Raw genomic sequence first — 19145 nt, 5'->3', positions numbered from 1 at the left:
TGTGAGGCGGGCACTTCGGGAGAGCCGGCTGCGCGTACGGTGCGAGGCCGGCGGGGGCGTTGCCGGACAAGGCGTCTCATGTGTCCGATGCGGATTCCAGATTCGCGACCTTCGCCGCCGCCTTCTCGGCCGCTCTGCGGGATTCGCGGGTGGCCCGGGTGGTGGCGGTCAGGGTGCGGCGGGCGTGGGTGAGGGCTTCGCGGGCCCGGGTCTCGGCCTCCTCGGCGGTGCGCAGTTGCCCGGTCAGGTCGGCGACGCGGGCGGTGGCCTCGTCGAGGCGGGATTCCGCCTTGTCCCGCTGGGATTCGTCGCGGCGCAGGGCCTTGTCCTGGTCACGGGCCTCGCGCTCGGCGGACTTCGCCTCCTTACGGGCCCGGGTGAGCTCCTCGGCGCGCGCCTTCGCGGGGTCCGCGACGAGCTTGAGGTGGCGCTTGCGGGCCGGGCGGCGGGCGGTGGTCGCGGTGGTCGCGGCCGTTGCGGTGCCGGGGAAGCCGGGGCGGGTGGTGAGGGGCTTGGCGAGGTGGCCCGCGGCCCACTCGCTCGCCGCGTCCGGGTCGGCGAGGACGGCGTGGAGCGTCGTCTCGACCTCGTGCTGGACGGCGTCGCCGACCGGCTGGCCGGCCTCGGCGGCGAGCCGGCGGGCCTCGCGGGCGAGTTCGGCGACGAGCGCGTTGCGCTGCCGGGTCAGCTCACGCAGTTGGTCACCCGCGAGCCGGTCCTGCGCCGCACGCAAGCCCTCGCCGAGCCGCTGCAGCGCGTCGACCTGTTCGGGCGCGGAGCGGACCAGCAGGTTGCCGGCCCAGGCGGCGAGCGTCGGCTTGCGCAGGGCGGCGATCTGCTTGGCGAGCGCCGGGTCCTTGGCCGTACGCGCCGCGGCGACGTGCCGGCCGCGGGCGGCGACGAACTCGCCCGGCGGCAGCCCGTACAGCTCGTCCGCCACGCTCGCCAGATCCATCGGTCCCATTCTCCTCCCGGTTGGCCCGCCAAGCTTCTAAAGAAACCTTTCTAAAGGTATCTTTAGATGCATGCCGGACCGCATCGACCTCACCGACGCCCGCGCCCTGCGCGCCTACGCCCACCCCACCCGGATGGAGCTGGTCGGCCTGCTCCGCCGGCACGGTCCGCTCACCGCCACCCGGGCCGCGGAGCTGACCGGGGAATCCGTCGCCGGGTGCTCGTACCACCTGCGGATGCTCGCCAAGTACGGGCTCGTCGAGCAGAGCGGCGGCGGGCGGGGGCGGGAGAAGCCGTGGCGGGCCACGGCGCGTACGACGCACTGGGAGGCCGCGTACGACGACCCCGCCGCGACCGAGGCCGTCGGGGACCTGACGATGGCGCAGGTCGACGCGTACGTGCGGAAGCTGGGCGCCGCACTCGCCGCCCGCCACCGGCTGCCGCGCGCGTGGCAGGCGGCGGAGTACTCCGGGGACTGGAGCCTGTACCTCACGCCCGAGGAGCTGACCGGGCTGACGGAGGAGATGACCCGCCTGCTGTCCCGCTACGACGACCGCTTCGAGGACCCGGCGCGGCGCCCGGAGGGCGCGAGGCTGGTGAGCCTGCTGCGCCTGGCCTTCGTCGACCCACCGGACGGGCCGGACGCGGCGGACCCGGTGGACACGGCGGGCTCGGCGGATACGGCAGCCGCACCGCCCCCGACCGCCCCGGAGGCCCGCCCCGACCCTCCACAGCCCCCGTCGTGATACGCCCCGCCCTGCCCGAGCTGCTCCGCGACCGCCCCTTCCGCAGCTACTGGGCCGCCCAGAGCGTCTCCCTCCTCGGCGACGAGGTCCACCGCATCGCCCTCCCCCTCGCCGCCGTGCTGCTCCTCGGCGCCGGCGCCGCCGACATGGGTCTCCTCACCGCCGCCGCGCTGCTGCCCGCGCTGCTCTTCTCCATCCCCGCCGGGGCCTGGGCCGACCGGCGGCGCAGCCGTCGCAAGGTGATGATCGCGGCCGACCTCGGCCGGATGCTGGCCGTCGCCTCCGTCCCCGTCGCGTACGCCCTCGACGCGCTGACGCTCACCCATCTGTACGCGGCGGCCTTCGCCGTCGGCACGCTCGGCGCGCTGTTCAACGTCTGCGCCGGCACCGTGTACGTCGCCCTGCTGCCCGTCGAGCGCTACGTCCAGGGCAGCTCGCTGCTCAACGGCAGCCGGGCGCTGGCGTTCACGGCCGGACCCGGGGTCGGCGGCGGTCTCGTGCAGGTGGCCACCGCGCCGTTCGCGCTGCTGCTCGACGCGCTCAGCTACCTCGTCTCGGCGCTCTTCCTCGGCCGCATCTCCCCCGCCGAACCCCCGCCCGCCGCACGGGAGAAGAGCCGGGCCACCGCCGGTATCCGGTGGATCCTGCGGACTCCCGCCGTGCGCGCCTGTGCCGCCGCGACGGCGACGCTCAACTTCTTCAACTTCATCTTCCAGGCGCTGTTCGTGCTCTACGCGACCGGGGAACTGGGCCTCGGCCCCGGGCTCCTCGGCCTCGTGCTCGGGGCCGGCGGCGTCGGCGGCCTGGTCGGGGCGGTCCTCGCGACCAGGGTCGTGGCGCGGTACGGGGTGGGGCCCGCGATGACCGCGGGGTTCGCCGGCTTCAGCGTGCCGCTCACGCTGATACCGCTGGCCGACGGGCCGACGCCGGTGGTCGCCGGGATGCTGCTGGCCGCGGAGTTCGCCTCCGCGTTCGGCGTGATGATCCTCGACATCTCGGCCAACGCCTACTTCGCGGCCGCCATCCCCGACGACCTGCGCTCCCGTGTCCTCGGCGCCTTCCAGACCGTCAACTTCGGCGTCCGGCCGCTCGGTGCGCTCGCGGGCGGGGCGCTGGGCGCTGCGCTCGGGCTGCGGCCGACGCTGTGGGTGGCGACGGTCGGGGCGGCGCTTGCGGTGCTGTGGCTGCTGCCCTCGCCGGTGCCGCGCACGCGGCGGCTGCCCGGCGCGGAGGGCGGGCCGGGCGAGGCGGCGGGGGCGGTGTCGGCGTAGCGCTCCGGGGGAAGTGGTGTCCCTCGTGCGGCGGTTGCCGCCACCGGCCGGCCCCCTTCACGGCCGCGTGCGCGTCACCCTCAGGTCCGCCTCGATTCTCGCCACCGCCCCCAGAAGGCGGCAGCAGGTCGCGGCGGACCGACTCGACCGAGTTGCGGCTCGCCGGTACGGGGATGTCGACCGCCGCGACCACCGTGCCGTCGCGGTCCCGGACCGGGGCCGCGACCGAGCGCAGGCCCTCCTCCAGCTCCTGGTCCACGATCGCGTAGCCCTGTCTGCGCACCCGGGTCAGCTCCGCGCGCAGCGTGTCCGCCGAGGTGACCGTGCGCGGGGTCAGCGGGTCGAGGCGGGCGCGGGCGAGGCGGGCGTCGATCTCCGGCTGCGGGAGGTGGGCGATCTCCAGCGGCCGGGGCCAGCCGTTCTCGACCGCGTCGCGGAAGCGGTGCAGCGAGCCGACGCCGGGGTTGCCGCCCCAGGAGAAGACGAGCTTCCGCACGAGCCCGGCGCCGATGAGCTGGTCGTAGACGAGGTCCGGGGTCATCCGTACCAGCGTCAGGTCGGTCGCGCCCCGGCGGATGACCTCGTGCGCCGCCGCGAACGGAATCAGGTGCGTGAAGCCCTCCATCGCCACCGTGTCCCCGTCGTGCACCAGCTCGGCCACCGCGTCCCGCAGGGTCAGGATCTCCGCCATACCACCCCGCTCCCGGGTGTTCGTCCTGCGCACGAGCGTTCATCTCTGCCGGCTCCGCGTCTGGGACCGGCCGTCCGCGCATGTCAACGGCCCGGCAGCCGGGACCCGCACGGCGCCCGCGGGCGCGCGGCGCCGCTACGCTGATCGACGATGTTCAGTCCCGAGGGCCCGACCCTTCTCGAGCTGACCGTGCAGGCGATGTCCTCCACGGAACGCGGCTACGACCTGCTGGCGCCGAAGTTCGACAGCTCCCCGTTCCGCACCCCCGACCGCGTGCTGGACGCGTTCGCCGCCGCCGCCGAGCCGCTGGGGCCGTTCGCGTACGGCCTCGACGTGTGCACCGGCACGGGCGCGGGCGCCGGGATGCTGCGGCGGGTGTGCAGGGAGCGGGTCGTCGGCGTCGACTTCAGCGCCGGGATGCTCGCCGGGGCGCGGCGCGCGTACGCGGACGCCGCGGACCCGCCCTCGATGCGCTGGGTACGTGCGGACACCCTGGCGCTGCCCTTCGCGCCCGCCTTCGATCTCGCCGTGAGCTTCGGCGCCTTCGGCCACTTCCTGCCCCGGGAGCGCCCGGCGCTCTTCTCGCAGGTCTTCCGATCGCTGCGCCCCGGCGGGTACTTCGCCTTCCCCGTCCCCGCGCCGCAGCCGGTCGGGTCCCGGGGATACTGGGTGCTGTGGGGGTTCGACACCGCGATGCGGGTCCGGAACGCGCTGTGGCGCCCGCGGTTCGTCATGTATTACCGCACATTCCGCCTGCCCGAGGTGCTGGCGGACCTGGAGCGCACCGGGTTCACCGTGGCGACGGCCGCGCTGGAGGAGCTGGGGCGGCGGCCGGACGGCAGTCCGCGCGCCCGCGCGGTGTTCGCGCGGCGCCCCTGAGCGGCCAGGACAGCTCGTACGGCCCGGCCGGCCGAAGAGCGTAACGGCCGCGTACCAGAGGCATATTCAACTTTAACAATCGCTTTCCCTGTACACGTTGACTCCTTCGATGCGAGACTGAAGGGCGCGACCTGATCATCCTTGGGAGCCCGATGCACGCGCCAAGCATGTCGGAGACGAACTCGCTGCCGGCCCCGTCCCGAGGCGGCCCCACCGTCCGACGCATCATCCTCGGCAACAACCTGCGGCGGCTGCGCGAGCAGCGCGGCATCACCTTCCAGGCCGCCGCCCGCACCATCGGCGCCTCGCAGCCCAAGCTGAGCCGGCTGGAGCTGGGCCGGGGCGGCTGCAAGGAGCACGACATCGCCGCCCTGCTGACGCTGTACGGGGTGGAGGACGAGGCCGAGCGCGAGCACTACCTCGCGCTGGCCCGCGGCGCCAACACCACCGGCTGGTGGCACCTGTACAGCGACGTGACGCCCGCCTGGATGGAGACGTTCCTCGGCCTCGAAGAGGCCGCCTCGCTGATCCGCTCCTACCAGGCCCAGCGGATCCCGGGACTGCTCCAGACCGCCGACTACGCACGGGCGTTCGCGCAGGTCGCGTACCCGAACGCGGACGAGGCCGCCATAGAGCGCCACGTCGACCTGCGGCTGCGCAGGCAGCAGATCCTGGGCCACGCCGACCAGCCGGCGCGCTACTGGGTGGTCCTCGACGAGGCGGCGCTGCGCCGCCCGCTCGGCGGGCGCACGGTGATGCGCGCGCAGATCAAGCACCTGCTGGGGATCCTGGAGCTGTCGAACATCACGGTCCAGGTCGCCCGCCTCGCCACCGGCCGCTTCGCCGCCGTGGTCAGCCCGCTGACGATCCTCCGCTTCGCGGAGCCGGACCTGCCGGACGTGGCGTACATCGAGCAACTGACCAGCGCCCTCTACCTCGACAAGCGCAACGACGTCGAGCGCTACCTGCTCACGATGGACGGGCTGTGCGCAGCGGCGGAGAAGCAGGAGGCGAGCCAGGAGATGCTGGAGCAGTTGCTCGCCGAGTACTGACGCCGGCGCCCGGGGGTCAGGCGGCCGGCGCGCCGAACCACCGCGGCAGGTGGCCGAGAAGATCGTCCTGGTCCTCGCCGGCCCAGGCGACGTGCCCGTCGGGGCGCAGCAGCACGGCGGGCGCGTCCAGGCCGTCGCTCGCGTCCCGTGCGTCACCCGCCTCGACGGTGTCGGGGACGTGGTCGACGCGGTCCGCCCAGCCCGCCGCCGAGAGCCGGCCGGTCTGGTCGAGCAGGAGTCCGCGGCCGGCCCGCGTCAGCTCGTAGAGCCGGCCGTTCCGCTTGAGCCGCAGGTCGCGCAGCCGGCGCCCGAGCAGGGCGTGGCCGTCGCCGAGGTCGTAGCGGACGGCGGTCGCCATGATCTTCTCGACGACCCGGAGGTTGACCTCCTCGATGTCCATCAGCTCGGCGAGCAGCCGGCGTACGGACCGCGGTCCCGGCTCGGTGGACATCAGCAGCGTCTGCGCGCGGGTGTTGTCCAGCACGTCGGCGGCCACGGGGTGGCGTTCGGCGTGGTACGTGTCGAGCAGCCCCGCGGGCGCCCGGCCGGCGACCTCGGCGGCCAGCTTCCAGCCGAGGTTGAACGCGTCCTGGACGCCGAGGTTGAGCCCCTGCCCGCCCACCGGCGGGTGCACGTGCGCCGCGTCGCCGGCGAGGAGGACGCGGCCGGTGCGGTAGCTCTCGGCCTGCCGGGTGGCGTCGCCGAAGCGGGAGAGCCAAGTCGCCTCGTACGCACCGAAGTCGGAACCCGCGACGGCCAGCAGCCGGGCGCGGAGCTCGTCGAAGGCGGGCGGGACGCCGCGGTCGGCGGCCAGTCCCGCGGCGGGCACGATGACGCGGTACGTACCGTCGGGGAACGGCGCGATGCCGAACCGGAGCTGGGTCCTGCGGACTTCGGCCACCGCCGCCATGACCTCCGCGCGCGGCGCGGTCAGCCGGACGTCGGCGATCAGCGTCTCGATGCGGGCGGGCTCGCCGGGGAAGCCGACGCCGAGGAGCTTGCGGACGGTGCTCTGGCCGCCGTCGCAGCCGACGAGCCAGCGGGCGGTCAGCTCGCCCGCGGCCGTCTGCGCGGTCACGCCGTGCGCGTCCTGGCTCAGCCCGGTCAGCGTGCTGCCGCGGCGGATCTCGGCGCCGAGCGCGCGGGCGTGCTCGTACAGCAGCCGCTCGATCTCCGGCTGCGGGATGCCGAGGACGTAGCCGTGGGCCGTGCCCAGGTGCTCGGGCACCGGCTTGGTGATGCCCGCGAAGAACCCGCCCAGCGGGTACCGCTTGCCGAGGGCGAGGAACTTCTCCAGCAGGCCGCGCTGGTCCATCACCTCGATGCTGCGCGCGTGCAGCCCGAGCGCCCGTACCACCTTCGTCGGCTCCGGCTCCTTCTCCAGCACGACCACGCGCACGCCGTGCAGCCGCAGTTCGGCCGCCAGCATCAGCCCGGTCGGGCCGCCGCCGGCGATGATCACGTCGCTCATGAATCTCCCGTTTCCGCAGGTCCTGGCTTCGGCGGGAGATTCTGCAACAAACGGTGGGTCTTGCCGCAAGCCCCGGGGTGCGCTATACGTTGAGAGTGGCAAGGAGCGCGGTGCTCCTTGCCGTTCGTCGTTTCCGGGGCCTTCGCGTGCGTACCGGGCCGCGGCCCGTGCTCAGAGGATCTCCATGACCTCGGCCAGCGGCCGGCGCGGGGTCGTCGGGCCGCGGGGCCCGTAGCCGATGCGCAGCACCATCTGGACCTGGCCGACGTCGGTCAGCGGGTCGCGGACGAGCACGCGCAGGTCGGACCACTCCAGCGCCTCGCTCGTCAGCGAGACCACGAGCCCGGCGCGGGTGGCGGTCAGCAGCACGCGCTCCAGCGCCTGGCCCGCGCGCAGCCACTCGGCCGGGCTGTCGTGCGCGGTGCCGAGCAGGGCGAGGTTCGGCGCGGACTCGAAGGGGGCGCTGGTCCGGCCGGGCGGCTCGGTGCGGCCGCCGAAGTCGCGCATCGGGGCGGCGCCGCTGCGGCGCCGGGGGCCGTAGGCGTAGCCGGGGACACCCTCGTCGGCGGTGTCCGGCCACGGGTGCGTCCAGCGGGCCAGCTCCTCGGCGCGGTCGGGCGTCTCGGCGTCGCGTAGCTCGGCGTCCTGCACCAGCTCCAGCAGGGACGCCGCGTGCCAGGCGTCGGGGAAGACCAGCGTCGCGCCCTCGGTACGCGCCGCCTCGACGAGGTCCGTCACATCGGCGGGCGGTACGGGCCTCTCCGCGAACGGCCAGCGGCTGGAGTGCCGGCGGGGGATCTGCTCCGCCAGCCCGGCGAGCGCCGCGTCGGTCTCCTCGCCGGGCTCCGCGCCGGTGAGCCGGACGGAGGCGAGCAGCAGCGGCTCGTGCGCGGCCGGGAGCAGGTCGGTCCTGGTCCGCCAGCCGGCGGCGGCCGCGGCGGCCCGCAGGTTGCACAGCGCGGCGCCGCAGCCGACGTGGAGGGAGCGCCGCTCGGGGTCGGCGGCGGGCATGGCGCGCTCCAGGTCGGCGCGTATCTCGACGATGCGCTGGCCGAGGTGGCAGCGGAAGTGCCACGGCTGTGCGTTGTGCATGGAGGGCGCGGCGGTCGCGGCGTGTACGAGTTCCGCGGCCCCGGTGGCGTCCAGTGCTCGCGCGGCCATGCTCACCAGCGTAGGGCCGCGGCCCGCAGCTCACGAGTCGAGCGCCGGCGGGCCCGCGGGGACCGCCCGGTGGCCTCCGGGGCAGCTCCGGGACCCGCGCGGGCCGGGTCCGCGGCCCGGAGTCCGCGGCCACCGCACCGCGGGCGGCCCGGAGGGCCACGGCGCCTCAGTCCCCCCGCGCCCCCGCCAGCGCCCCGAGCAGCGCCCGGGTGCACACCTCCCGTACCTCCGCCCGCGACGGCTCCCCCCGCTCCAGCCAGTCCAGGACCGCCGCCGTGACGAACGCCAGCCAGCCGTGCACCGCCAGCCGCAGCGCCGCGGGCGCGGGCCCGTCGATCAGCCCGGCGGCGGCCTGGGCGTCGAGCACCATGACGATCCGGCGCTCCTGCTCGGCGAGGAGCTGCTCGTGGATCTCGTGGATCTCCTGGTCCCCGGTGGCCGAGGCGCGGTGGAAGGCGCGCAGGCCGCGCGCGTGCTCCTCGGCGTAGCGCAGGTACGCCTCCAGCCCCTGCTGCACCTGCCGGCCGACGGGGGTGTCCGGGTCCGGCTCGGTCATGCGCAGCAGGCGCTCGCCCTCGTGCCGGATGACGGCCGCGTAGAACTGCCGCTTGGCCGGGAAGTAGTGGTACAGCAGCCCCCGCGAGACGCCGGCGCGCTCGGCGACCTCCTCGATCCACACGTCGTCGAAGGGCCGCTCGGCGAAGAGCTCGGCGCCGATCCGCAGCAACTGCCGGCGCCGCTCCTCGGTGCCCATGCGGGTGCGCGGGCGCCCCGTCTGCATACCCCGAGCGCCGGAACGAGCCATCGCGCCACCTTACTTGACACCGGTTCAGCACTGCCGCACGCTGCTTACTGAATCGAGTTCAATAAGGGAGGGCACGATGGCGACGCCGTTCTTACGCACCCGTCCCGGACCCTGGCCGGAGCTGAGCCGCATCCCCCACCCCCGCCACCGGCTGCCGGTGGTGGGCGACGTCTTCGGCGTCGACCCCGGCAGGCCCGTACAGGACTCGCTGCGGATGGCCCGGGAGCTGGGGCCGATCTTCCGACGCAAGATCTTCGGGCTGGAGATCGTGGTGGTCTCCGGCGCGGACCTGGTCGCCGAGCTGGCGGACGAGTCGCGGTTCACCAAGCGCGTCGTGCTCGCCGTCCACCACCTGCGCGAGGTGGCCGGCGACGGCCTGTTCACCGCGCACAGCCACGAGCCCAACTGGCAGCTCGGCCACGACATCCTCGCGCCCGCCTTCACCCGCGGGGCGATGGAGCGCTACCACCCGGTCATGCTCGCGATGGCCTCCCGGCTGACCGCCGCCTGGGACGCGCACACCGCCGCGGGCACCGCGGCCGACGTCTCCGCCGACATGACCAAGCTGACCCTGGAGACCATCGCCCACACCGGCTTCGGCTACGACTTCGGCTCCTTCGAGCGCACCGAGCAGCACCCCTTCGTCGCCGCCATGGTCCGCTCCCTGCGCCACGCCCAGGGCAGCGACGTGCCGCGGCCGTTCAGCCCGGTGAAGAACCGCGGTCCCGGCCGCCGCGGCAGCACCGACGCGGCGTATCTCACCTCCGTCGTCGACCGGGTCGTTCGGGAGCGCACCGCGCGCGCGGACCCGGGCGCGCAGGACCTGCTGGGGCTGATGCTCAACACCCGCCATCCGCGCACCGGGGAGCGGCTGTCGCCGGAGAACATCCGCCACCAGATCCTCACGTTCCTGGTCGCCGGACACGAGACGACCTCGGGCGCGCTCTCCTTCGCGCTGTACTACCTCTCCCGCCACCCCGAGGTGATGGCCCGCGCCCGCGCCGAGGTGGACCGGGTGTGGGGTCCTGCCGGGGAGCCGTCGTACCGGCAGGTGAGCAAGCTGCGCTACGTGCGCCGGGTGCTGGACGAGTCGCTGCGGATGTGGCCCACGGCGCCCGCGTTCACCCGCGCCGCGCGTACGGACACGCTGCTGGGCGGCGTCCACCCGATGCGGGCAGGCGCGTGGGCCCTGGTGCTGATCCCGGCCCTGCACCGCGACCCGGCGGTCTGGGGCCCGGACGCCGGCCGCTTCGACCCGGACCGCTTCCTGCCGGAGCGGGTACGGTCCCGGCCCGGGCACGTCTTCAAGCCCTTCGGCACCGGCGAACGGGCGTGCATCGGGCGGCAGTTCGCGCTGCACGAGGCGACGCTCGTGCTGGGGCTGCTGCTGCGCAGGTACGAGCTGCGCGGCGACCCCGGCTACCGGCTGGACATAGCCGAGCGGCTGACGCTGATGCCGCGCGGGTTCACGCTGGCGCCGGTGCGGCGCCGGCCCGCCGCGCCCCGGACGGCGCCGGGTCCCGCGGCGGAGCCGGCGGGGTCACCCGGCTGAGGCGGCCGCCCCCGCCGACTCGCCGGCGGAGACGCGCTCGTGGTCCTCTTCCTCGTCGATGCCGCCCGGCAGCGGCGGGGCGGTGCTCGGCTCCCCCGACTCGGTGCCGGGCCCCTCGGACGGGCCCTCGGTGGTCGGCCCGGGGCTGCCCGTGGGCTCGGCGCTGGGGCTGTGGGTACGGCTGGGCGCCGGCGGGTTGAAGTGGTCCCGCGGCGGCTGCGGCAGCTTCCGGTCCTCGCCGGGCCGCGCGCCGACGGGCCGCTCGAACCACAGGTCGGTGTTGACGTCCACGATGACGAGCCGGGACAGCGCCCGCTGCGCCGGCGTGACCACGACGGTCCGCGACGGCCGGAAGCCGCGCCAGCCCGTGCCGCCGTAGCGGTCGTTGCCGCTCAGCTTCTCCGGCGCCGTCAGCGGGCTGCCGCTCGCGCACCGCACCCGCGGCACGCCCTTGTCGTCGACCATCACCGCGGTGCCTGCCTGCAGCACCGACTGGAACGGGCTCGCCTCGCCGTCCGCGAAGCCGTGGCCGGTCAGGCGGGTGTCGGCGCGCAGCAGCACCGAGGTGAGCTCGCGCAGGAAGCCCGGCAGGTCCCCCTCGTCGACCCGCAGGGTGCGGGCGAACGCCGCCTGCTTGTCGGCATCGCGGCCGAGGAAGGCGATCTGCTTGTCGACGTCGCAGCTCGCGACGTTCCGTACGCCGCCGTACAGCCCGGCCTTCCCGCCCGACACCGACTGGTGCCTGCTCGGCTCCGCCGGCGGGGGGCTGTCGGGCGGCGCGGCGGTGCGGGAGGGCGACGGCGCGGCGCCGTCGGGCGTCGCGGTGCTCGGGGTGAACGGGTCGTGCCCGCGGTCGGCGACGGGCTGCAGCACCAGCTCCGCCGCCGGGTCGGCGGCGGCGGCGCTGCCGCCCTGCCCGGGCACGGCGCAGGACGCGGCGGCGACCGACAGGGCGAGGACGGCGGCCGCGGCGCCGGCGACGTGCGCGGAGCGCGGCAGCCGCGACAGCCGCGGCGTGGGGCGCGCGCGGCGCGGGGCACGGCGCGGCGGCAGCGGTGCACGGCGCGCGGAACGCAGACGGGGCACGTGGGTCTCCCTCTCGGGGCCGGATGGACACCTTCCGAGGCCATTGTCTGAATTGTTACCAAGGTGTGCGCAAGCTGAGAGCCGCCATCGGCGCGACGCGGCCCGCGCGCCGCGGTCCCGGGCGCCGCCGCTACCGTTGAGGTGGGAGAACGGCCGATCGGCGACCGCTGCGAGCGGAGGGGAGCACCGCACATGACCGAACGCAAGCCGCCGGGTGTGAGCTTCGAGTCCTGGATCGACCGGCAGATCCGGGAGGCGGCCGAGCGCGGCGAGTTCGACGACCTCCCGGGCAAGGGCAAGCCGCTCAAGGATCTCGACCGGCCGTACGACGAGCTGTGGTGGGTCAAGGCGAAGATGGCGCGCGAGCAGTTGTCCGCGCTGCCGCCCTCCCTCGCCGTCCGCAAGGAGGCCGAGGCCGCGCTCGCCGCCGTGACCAGGGCGCGGAGCGAGAAGGAGGTGCGCGAGATCGTCGCGAAGGTCAACGAGAAGATCCGCGCGGCGCACCGCGCGCCCGCCGTCGGCCCGCCGCTGAAGCTCGCCCCGCTGGACGCCGACACGCTGGTACGGGAGTGGCGTGAGGGACACGAGGGACGCAAGTAGCGGGTACGGAGCGACCGGAGGCACGGCCTCCGCGAGCCACCAACGCGCGCGGAGGCGTCGATCGTTGGTGGTAGGGTCCCCCTCGAAACGTCAAGCCGTACGCAAGCGCACGGGGTAGACGCAGTCCGGGGGGAACTGATCCGTAGGTCACCCCTGCGCGGCCATTCCGCCGTCCCGACCAGACGGCGCGGCAAGTCGGACGCCCGGCCATACCCGGATACGGGCGCCGCACACCGCTTCCGGCCCGGATTCCGCCACGGCGGACCCGATAGCCGGACCTGTTCACCCCCGGCGGGTGACGCGGCCCGGGACACTGCGCGCCCGCCCCGCCACCGCCTCCGGACGGCGCTGCTCATCGGCACCAGTCGTCCGAGAGGGGGAGCCGGTTGACCACCCGACGGCAGTTCCTCGCCGCCTCGGCCGCGGGCGTCGGCATCGCGGCGCTGACCCCCGCCTCGCTCGCCGCCGCGCCGGGCAGCCCGCGCGGCGACCGCCCCAACATCGTGCTGATCGTCGCCGACGACCTCGGCTACGGCGAGCTGGGCTCGTACGGCCAGGAGCTCATCCGCACGCCCCACCTGGACCGGCTCGCGGAAGACGGGCTGCGGTTCACCGCGGCGTACGCCTCCGCGCCGGTCTGCGCGCCGTCGCGCGCCTCGCTGCTGACCGGACTGCACAGCGGCCGGGCCCGGGTCCGGGAGAACCCGATGCGCGGCATCCAGCCCTCCATCGGCGACGCCGACACCACCGTCGCCGAGCTGCTGCGGGCCCGCGGCTACCGCACGGCGTGCATCGGCAAGTGGGGCTTCGGCCCCGAGGAGCCGGACCAGCACAGCCACCCCAACTACCGGGGCTTCGAGGAGTTCTACGGTTATCTGACGCACCGGCACGCGCACTACTACTTCCCGCAGTACCTCTGGCACAACAGCCGCCGTGTCCCGCTCGCGGGCAACGGGGACGGCGGGCGCGGCACGTACGCGCCCGAGCAGTTCTCCAGGCGCGCCCTGCAGTTCATCCGCAACCACGCCGAGGAGCCGTTCTTCCTCTACCTCTCCCCCAACGTGCCGCACGCCCCGAGCACCGTCCCGGACACCGGCGAGTACAGCGACACGGACTGGAAGCCGGAGGACAAGGGGCACGCCGCGCAGGTCGCGAACTTCGACCGGATGGTCGGCCAGGTGATCGAGGAGCTGTACGCGCGGCGCATCGCCGAGGACACCGTGGTGATCGTCACCAGCGACAACGGCCGGCACGAGGAGGGCGGCGTGACGCCGGCGCTCTTCCAGCGCGAGCGCGGGCTGCGCGGCTACAAGCGGAACCTGTACGAGGGCGGCATCCGGGTGCCGCTCATCGCCTGGTCCCCGTACCGCATCCGGCGCGGCGTCGTGAACCGGCCGACGCCCCACATAGACCTGCTGCCCACCCTCGCCGAGCTGGGCGGCGCCCCCGCGCCCCGGGACGTCGACGGGCTGTCCCTCGCCCCGCTGCTCACCGGCACCGGGCCCGCGCCCCGGCACGAGTTCCTGTACTGGTACCGGAACGAGCGGGCCTCCACGCCGCTGGCCCGCGCCGCCGACCACGACCGGATCGGCCGGATCTCCGAGGCGGTGCGCGCCGGTGACTGGAAGGCGGTGCGCTTCGCGCCGGGCAAGGACCGCAGGGCGGCGGACGACCGCTGGCAGGTGGAGCTGTACAACCTGGCGGACGACCCCGCCGAGTCCGTCGACCGGGTCGCGGACCGGCCGGACATCGCCGCCCGGCTGGTGCACGTCATGCGGCGGGAGTGGCGCGACACGTACGACCGCGAGCCCTTCGGCGTACGCATCGGCGCCCCGCCCTACGCCGAGCCGGGCCGGGTGCTGACGGTCACCGCCACCCTGCACAACGGGTCCGACACCCTGTGGACCGAGCCGCGGGTGCAGTTGCAGGTCCCCGAGGGGTGGAAGGTGCGCGCCGCGACCCGCAGGCCCCGCGGCCGGCTCGCGCCGGGCGCCGAGGTGGTCACCCGCTGGCGGGTGACGCCGCCGGAGGGCGCCCCCGCGGGCCGCTGGGAGCTGAGCGCGCGGGCCGTCGCGCGATGCGCGGGCGCACCGCTGACGTACCGCACGCGGCAGGCGCTGCTCACCCCGCCGGCGAAGGGCGGCTACTTCGGCGACCTGCCCTGGCTGACCTGAGGGGCCCGTGCCGTACGGACCGGGCTGACCGGGCGGGCGCCCGGCGCGTACGGCACGAAGGCCGCGCGGTCAGGGGCGGGGGATGTTGCGGAGGTTGGAGCGGGCCAGGTCGAGCATCGTGCCGACGCCGCCCTCCAGCACCGTGCGCCCGGCGGCCAGCGCGAAGCCGCGCACCTGCTCCAGCGTGATCCGCGAGGGGATCGACAGCGCGTTGGAGTCGGTGATCAGCTCGACCAGCGCGGGGCCCTTCGCCGCCAGCGCCTCCCGCAGCGCGCCCTCGATCTCGCCCGGCTTCTCCACCCGCCAGGCGGGGATGCCGACACCGCGGGCGATGGCGGAGAAGTCGACCCTGCTGTGGTCGGTGCCGTACGCGGGCAGGCCGTCGACCAGCATCTCCAGCTTGACCATGCCGAGCGAGGAGTTGTTGAACACGACGGTCTTGACGGGCAGGTCCTGCTGCTTGACGGTGATCAGCTCGCCGAGGAGCATGCCGAGGCCGCCGTCGCCGGAGAGCGAGATGACCTGGCGGTCGCGGTCGGCGCTGGCGGCGCCGATGGCGTGCGGCAGGGCGTTGGCCATGGAGCCGTGGGTGAAGGAACCGATGACGCGGCGGCGGCCGTTGGGCGTGAGGTAGCGGGCGGCCCAGACGTTGTTCATGCCGGTGTCGACGGTGAACACGGCGTCGTCCGCGGCGAGCGTGTCCAGCAGCCGGGCGGCGTACTCGGGGTGGATCGGGACGTGCTTGTCGACGTTCGAGGTGTACGCCTCGACGACCTTGGTCAGCGACCGCTCGTGTTTGCGCAGCGTGGCGTCGAGGAAGCGCCGCTCGCGCTTCTCGCGCAGCAGCGGCTGCACCGCCTCCAGGGTGGAGGCGACGTCGCCGTGCACGGCGACCTCCAGCGGCGTGCGGCGGCCGAGGCGGGTGGCGTCGATGTCGATCTGGACGGTCTTGCCTTGGGGCAGGAAGGCGTCGTACGGGAAGTCGGTGCCGAGCATCACGACGAGGTCGGCCTCCTGGAGCGCGTCGTAGCAGGCGCCGTAGCCGAGGAGGCCGATCATGCCGACGTCGTACGGATTGTCGTACTGGATCCACTCCTTGCCGCGCAGCGTGTGGCCGACGGGCGCCTTGACGGTCTCGGCGAGCCGCATCACCTGCGCGTGCGCGCCGCGGACGCCCGCGCCGGCGAAGAGCGCGACCCGGTCGGCGCCGTTGAGGGCGTCGGCCAGCTCGCGCACGGTCTGCGGGTCGGGGACGATGGCGGCCGGGCGGGCGCAGGGGACGGTGTGCCCCGTGGGGTTGGCGGCCTGCTTGTCGGCGATGTCGCCGGGCAGGACGAGCACCGCGACCTCGTTGGCGCCGACGGCGTGCTGGGCGGCGATCCGGGCGATGCGGGGCATCTGCTCGGGCTGGGAGATCAACTGGCAGTAGCCGGACGCCTGGTCGAAGAGCTTCTCCGGGTGGGTCTCCTGGAAGTAGCCGCTGCCGATCTGGGTGGACGGGATGTGCGAGGCGATGGCGAGGACGGGGGCGCCGCTGCGCTGGGCGTCGAACAGGCCCTGGATGAGGTGGGTGTTGCCGGGTCCGCAGGAGCCGGCGCAGGCGGCGAGCCGCCCGGTGACCTGCGCCTCGGCGGCGGCGGCGAAGGCGCCGGCCTCCTCGTTCTGCACATGCACCCACTCGATGGCGCCGTCGCCGCGGCGGATCGCGTCGACGAGCGGGTTGAGGCTGTCGCCGACGACGCCGTAGATGCGCTTCACACCGTACTGGAGCAGGACCTCCACGAGCTGGTCGGCAACCTTGGCACTGCTCATCGCGCTCTCCTCGCATGGGCTTCGCGGGCGTCCGGGACAACGTGTTCGATCGTAAGCGATCACCGTGGAAGTGGGCGGATGGTGCTTCCCGGGGCATCCTGGCCGCGGGCCCGGCGGGCGGGCTATAGTCCGAAACTAGCGCCGCTAGTTTCAATGGGGAGGCCCGCCGTGCGCACCGTCCACTTCGCCGCCGCCCGCCGCACGCCGATCGGGAAGCTGCGCGGCTCGCTGTCCGCCGTACGCCCCGACGACCTCGCCGCGGGGGTGATCCGCGGGCTCCTCGACGGCGTTCCCGCGCTCGACCCGGCCCGTATCGACGACGTCTACTGGGGCGCCGCCAACCAGGCCGGCGAGGACAACCGCAACGTCGCCCGGATGGCCGCCCTCCTGGCCGGCCTGCCCGAATCCGTCCCCGGCGCCACCCTCAACCGGCTCTGCGCCTCCGGCCTGGAGGCCGTCACGACCGCCGCCCGCGCCATCTCCTCCGGCGAGGCGGACGTGGTACTGGCCGGCGGCTCGGAGTCGATGAGCCGCGCGCCGTTCGTGCTGCCCCGGCCGGACGAGGCGCTGCCGCGGGCGATGGCGACGGCCGACACCCGGCTGGGCTGGCGGCTGGTCAACCCGCGGATGCGCGAGCTGCACGGGCTGCTCGCGATGGGCGAGACCGCGGAGGAGGTCGCCGGGAAGTACGGGGTCGGGCGGGAGCGGCAGGACGAGTTCGCGCTGCGCAGCCACCGGCGGGCCGCGGCGGCGCGGGCGGCGGGGCACTTCGACGCGGAGCTGCTGCCGGTCGTACGGCCCGACGCCGGCCCGGTGACGGCGGACGAGTGCATCCGCGAGGACACCTCGGCCGGGCAACTGGCGAAGCTGAAGCCGGTGTTCCGCGCGGGCGGCAGCGTGACCGCGGGCAACTCCTCGCCGATGAACGACGGGGCGGCGGCGCTGCTGCTGGTCAGCGAGGAGGCGCTGGCGCAACTGGGCCTGGAGTCCCTCGGCAGGTACGCGGCCGGCGCCTCCGCCGGCGTTCACCCCGACGTCATGGGCATCGGCCCGGTGCCGGCGACACGCAAGGCGCTGGACCGGCTGGGCTGGTCGGTGACGGACGTGGAGACCGCCGAGCTGAACGAGGCGTTCGCGGCGCAGTCGCTGGCGTGCCTGGACGAACTGGGGCTGGACCCCGAGACGGTCAACCCGGACGGCGGGGCCATCGCGCTGGGCCACCCGCTGGGCTGCTCGGGGGCGCGGATCCTGACGACGCTGCTGCACCGGATGGCGCGTACGGGCGCGCGGCGGGGGCTGGCGACGATGTGCGTCGGGGTGGGGCAGGGCTCGGCGGTGCTGGTGGAACGGGCCTGAGGACCGGGCGCGCGGCGCACCTCACGGCCCGGCATGAAGGGGTGCCGCGGGTGTCAGTCCGCCGCGCCCTTCGCCGCCCAGGTCTCCCACTCCGACGGCGGGTTGCCGAGCACGGCCGCCCGGCGCCGTAATGCCGCCTCCTCGTCGGTGTGCATCGCGTGCGCCAGCCGGTCGGTGCCCTCCCCCGACTCGGCGAGCGCGCGGATCACCGCGTCGCGCGTGCCCTCGATCCGGGGCGCGATGCGCTCCAGGTCGCGCAGGGCGGCGTACCAGTCGCCCGGGATGGGCGCGGGGCCGCCGGCGTCTCGGGAGTTGACGCCCGTACGGAGCATGCCGAGGGCCCACAGGCAACTGTCGACGATCTCCGCCAGCAGCCGGGCCTCGCGGGTCAGCGCCGTGGTCTCCTCGGGAGTCAGCCGGACCGTGAACTCCAGTCCGTCGTCCCCCTCCGGCGCGCGGTAGACGACCGTCATCCTGACCCCCTAGCGGCAAGCCGGGCAGTGCGGTGACTGCACTCTATGCACCGCCGCCGTGCCCCGGGAAGCCGCCGGGCACGGCTGGCGCACAATGGCTCCCATGGATCTCCGCATCTTCACAGAACCGCAGCAGGGCGCCTCGTACGAGACCCTCCTGACCGTGGCCCGCGCCACCGAAGACCTCGGCTTCGACGCCTTCTTCCGCTCCGACCACTATCTGAAGATGGGCGACGTCAGCGGCCTGCCCGGCCCGACGGACGCCTGGGTGACACTGGCGGGCCTGGCCCGCGAGACCCGCAGGATCCGGCTCGGCACGCTGATGACCGCGGCCACGTTCCGGCTGCCGGGACCGCTGGCCATCCAGGTGGCGCAGGTGGACCAGATGTCCGGCGGGCGGGTCGAGATGGGCATCGGGGCGGGGTGGTTCGAGGACGAGCACACCGCGTACGGGATCCCGTTCCCGAAGGAGAAGTTCGCCCGGCTGGAGGAGCAGCTCGCGATCGTGACGGGGCTGTGGGGGACGCCGACCGGCGACACCTTCAGCTACACCGGCGCGCACTACGAGCTGAAGGACTCCCCCGCGCTGCCGAAGCCGGTGCAGGCGCCGCTGCCCGTGCTGATCGGCGGCATGGGCCCGAAGCGCACCCCGGCGCTGGCCGCCCGCTACGCGGCGGAGTTCAACGTGCCGTTCAGCTCGGCGGAGGACACCGAGCGGCAGTTCACCCGGGTCCGCGAGGCGGCAGAGGCGGCCGGCCGGGCGCCGTCCGACCTGGTGTACTCCAACGCGCTCGTCGCCTGCGTCGGCAAGGACGACGCGGAGGTGGCGCGGCGGGCGGAGGCCATCGGCAGGCAGGTGCCGGAGCTGAAGGAGAACGGCCTGGCCGGCACCCCGGCGGAGGTGGTCGAGAAGATCGGCCGCTACGGCGCGGCCGGCTCGCAGCGCTTCTACCTCCAGATCCTCGACCTGTCGGACCTGGACCACCTGGAGCTGATCGCGGCCGGGGTGCTGGCGCAGGTGTCGTGACCCGCGGGCGGCGGCTCGGCCGGTAAAACCCCTGG

General features: G+C 74.7%; 16 protein-coding genes and 1 pseudogene. 9 read left to right on the top strand and 8 right to left on the bottom strand.

What is annotated here, in order from left to right:
• Positions 1–76: 76 nt before the first annotated feature.
• Positions 77–955 (bottom strand): hypothetical protein, encoded by an 879-nt coding sequence (locus CXR04_RS30130; RefSeq protein ID WP_101425368.1) that lies wholly within the window; start codon positions 953–955, stop codon positions 77–79.
• A 70-nt stretch (positions 956–1025) separates the two neighbouring features.
• Here CXR04_RS30130 and CXR04_RS30125 point away from each other — a divergent pair, with 70 nt between their 5' ends.
• On the top strand, positions 1026–1700 hold the full coding sequence (locus tag CXR04_RS30125; RefSeq protein WP_234380559.1) for an ArsR/SmtB family transcription factor: 675 nt from the start codon (positions 1026–1028) through the stop codon (positions 1698–1700).
• A pseudogene (locus CXR04_RS30120) lies at positions 1697–2878 on the top strand (MFS transporter); the annotation flags it as partial. The gene CXR04_RS30125 and the pseudogene CXR04_RS30120, both read left to right, overlap by 4 nt.
• Here CXR04_RS30120 and CXR04_RS36210 read toward each other — a convergent pair.
• Positions 2769–3662, bottom strand: coding sequence for an IclR family transcriptional regulator domain-containing protein (locus tag CXR04_RS36210; protein ID WP_159072405.1), 894 nt, complete (start codon positions 3660–3662; stop codon positions 2769–2771). The pseudogene CXR04_RS30120 and the gene CXR04_RS36210 overlap by 110 nt on opposite strands.
• A gap of 150 nt (positions 3663–3812) precedes the next feature.
• Between CXR04_RS36210 and CXR04_RS30110 the strand changes: the two genes are divergently transcribed.
• Positions 3813–4541, top strand: coding sequence for a class I SAM-dependent methyltransferase (locus CXR04_RS30110; RefSeq protein WP_101425366.1), 729 nt, complete (start codon positions 3813–3815; stop codon positions 4539–4541).
• Between the two features lie 167 nt (positions 4542–4708).
• Positions 4709–5593 (top strand): helix-turn-helix domain-containing protein, encoded by an 885-nt coding sequence (locus tag CXR04_RS30105; protein ID WP_101425365.1) that lies wholly within the window; start codon positions 4709–4711, stop codon positions 5591–5593.
• A 16-nt stretch (positions 5594–5609) separates the two neighbouring features.
• Here CXR04_RS30105 and rox read toward each other — a convergent pair whose 3' ends face one another.
• The 3 genes from rox to CXR04_RS30090 all read right to left on the bottom strand — a co-directional run bounded on the left by rox (position 5610) and on the right by CXR04_RS30090 (position 9030).
• Entirely contained in the window at positions 5610–7064 is a 1455-nt protein-coding gene (gene rox, locus CXR04_RS30100) for a rifampin monooxygenase (protein WP_101425364.1), read from the bottom strand.
• Positions 7065–7235: 171 nt separating this feature from the next.
• Complete coding sequence (locus CXR04_RS30095) at positions 7236–8225, bottom strand: Acg family FMN-binding oxidoreductase (RefSeq protein ID WP_101425363.1); 990 nt, start codon at positions 8223–8225, stop codon at positions 7236–7238.
• Between the two features lie 166 nt (positions 8226–8391).
• Complete coding sequence (locus CXR04_RS30090) at positions 8392–9030, bottom strand: TetR/AcrR family transcriptional regulator (protein WP_234380557.1); 639 nt, start codon at positions 9028–9030, stop codon at positions 8392–8394.
• 76 nt (positions 9031–9106) lie between these two features.
• On the opposite strand from CXR04_RS30090, the gene CXR04_RS30085 reads away from it, so the two are divergent.
• Complete coding sequence (locus tag CXR04_RS30085; protein WP_101425362.1) at positions 9107–10582, top strand: cytochrome P450; 1476 nt, start codon at positions 9107–9109, stop codon at positions 10580–10582.
• On the opposite strand, the gene CXR04_RS30080 is transcribed toward CXR04_RS30085, so the two are convergent.
• The gene (locus CXR04_RS30080; protein ID WP_101425361.1) at positions 10571–11668 is read right to left on the bottom strand and encodes a DUF6777 domain-containing protein; all 1098 of its coding nucleotides are present in this window, start codon (positions 11666–11668) and stop codon (positions 10571–10573) included. The genes CXR04_RS30085 and CXR04_RS30080 overlap by 12 nt on opposite strands.
• A gap of 192 nt (positions 11669–11860) precedes the next feature.
• Between CXR04_RS30080 and CXR04_RS30075 the strand changes: the two genes are divergently transcribed.
• Together CXR04_RS30075 and CXR04_RS30070 are read left to right on the top strand one after the other, a co-directional pair.
• Positions 11861–12268: a J-domain-containing protein gene (locus CXR04_RS30075; protein WP_101425360.1), complete on the top strand. Its 408-nt coding sequence runs from the start codon at positions 11861–11863 to the stop codon at positions 12266–12268.
• A 386-nt stretch (positions 12269–12654) separates the two neighbouring features.
• Positions 12655–14442 carry a sulfatase-like hydrolase/transferase gene (locus CXR04_RS30070; RefSeq protein WP_101425359.1) on the top strand — a complete coding sequence of 596 codons (1788 nt, stop codon included), beginning with the start codon at positions 12655–12657 and terminating at the stop codon, positions 14440–14442.
• A gap of 69 nt (positions 14443–14511) precedes the next feature.
• On the opposite strand, the gene CXR04_RS30065 is transcribed toward CXR04_RS30070, so the two are convergent.
• Positions 14512–16254 carry a pyruvate dehydrogenase gene (locus CXR04_RS30065; protein WP_101425358.1) on the bottom strand — a complete coding sequence of 581 codons (1743 nt, stop codon included), beginning with the start codon at positions 16252–16254 and terminating at the stop codon, positions 14512–14514.
• Positions 16255–16422: 168 nt separating this feature from the next.
• On the opposite strand from CXR04_RS30065, the gene CXR04_RS30060 reads away from it, so the two are divergent.
• Positions 16423–17610 (top strand): thiolase family protein, encoded by a 1188-nt coding sequence (locus CXR04_RS30060; protein ID WP_101425357.1) that lies wholly within the window; start codon positions 16423–16425, stop codon positions 17608–17610.
• Between the two features lie 53 nt (positions 17611–17663).
• Here CXR04_RS30060 and CXR04_RS30055 read toward each other — a convergent pair whose 3' ends face one another.
• Positions 17664–18083, bottom strand: a complete 420-nt coding sequence (locus tag CXR04_RS30055; protein WP_101425356.1) for a hypothetical protein — start codon at positions 18081–18083, stop codon at positions 17664–17666.
• Positions 18084–18186: 103 nt separating this feature from the next.
• On the opposite strand from CXR04_RS30055, the gene CXR04_RS30050 reads away from it, so the two are divergent.
• Complete coding sequence (locus CXR04_RS30050; protein ID WP_101425355.1) at positions 18187–19110, top strand: LLM class F420-dependent oxidoreductase; 924 nt, start codon at positions 18187–18189, stop codon at positions 19108–19110.
• The last annotated feature ends 35 nt before the right edge of the window (positions 19111–19145 follow it).

The sequence above is a fragment of the Streptomyces sp. CMB-StM0423 genome (assembly GCF_002847285.1).
Taxonomy (GTDB): Bacteria; Actinomycetota; Actinomycetes; order Streptomycetales; family Streptomycetaceae; genus Streptomyces.
This window is presented reverse-complemented; position numbering and strand designations above follow the sequence as displayed.

Coding starts and splice junctions, on each gene's coding strand:
- rox (WP_101425364.1), bottom strand. CDS start 7,064: ATGAGCGACGTGATCATCGCCGGCGGCGGCCCGACCGGGCTGATGCTG.
- CXR04_RS30125 (WP_234380559.1), top strand. CDS start 1,026: ATGCCGGACCGCATCGACCTCACCGACGCCCGCGCCCTGCGCGCCTAC.
- CXR04_RS30065 (WP_101425358.1), bottom strand. CDS start 16,254: ATGAGCAGTGCCAAGGTTGCCGACCAGCTCGTGGAGGTCCTGCTCCAG.
- CXR04_RS30095 (WP_101425363.1), bottom strand. CDS start 8,225: ATGGCCGCGCGAGCACTGGACGCCACCGGGGCCGCGGAACTCGTACAC.
- CXR04_RS30090 (WP_234380557.1), bottom strand. CDS start 9,030: ATGGCTCGTTCCGGCGCTCGGGGTATGCAGACGGGGCGCCCGCGCACC.
- CXR04_RS30105 (WP_101425365.1), top strand. CDS start 4,709: ATGTCGGAGACGAACTCGCTGCCGGCCCCGTCCCGAGGCGGCCCCACC.
- CXR04_RS30055 (WP_101425356.1), bottom strand. CDS start 18,083: ATGACGGTCGTCTACCGCGCGCCGGAGGGGGACGACGGACTGGAGTTC.
- CXR04_RS30110 (WP_101425366.1), top strand. CDS start 3,813: ATGTTCAGTCCCGAGGGCCCGACCCTTCTCGAGCTGACCGTGCAGGCG.
- CXR04_RS30075 (WP_101425360.1), top strand. CDS start 11,861: ATGACCGAACGCAAGCCGCCGGGTGTGAGCTTCGAGTCCTGGATCGAC.
- CXR04_RS30130 (WP_101425368.1), bottom strand. CDS start 955: ATGGATCTGGCGAGCGTGGCGGACGAGCTGTACGGGCTGCCGCCGGGC.
- CXR04_RS30050 (WP_101425355.1), top strand. CDS start 18,187: ATGGATCTCCGCATCTTCACAGAACCGCAGCAGGGCGCCTCGTACGAG.
- CXR04_RS36210 (WP_159072405.1), bottom strand. CDS start 3,662: ATGGCGGAGATCCTGACCCTGCGGGACGCGGTGGCCGAGCTGGTGCAC.
- CXR04_RS30085 (WP_101425362.1), top strand. CDS start 9,107: ATGGCGACGCCGTTCTTACGCACCCGTCCCGGACCCTGGCCGGAGCTG.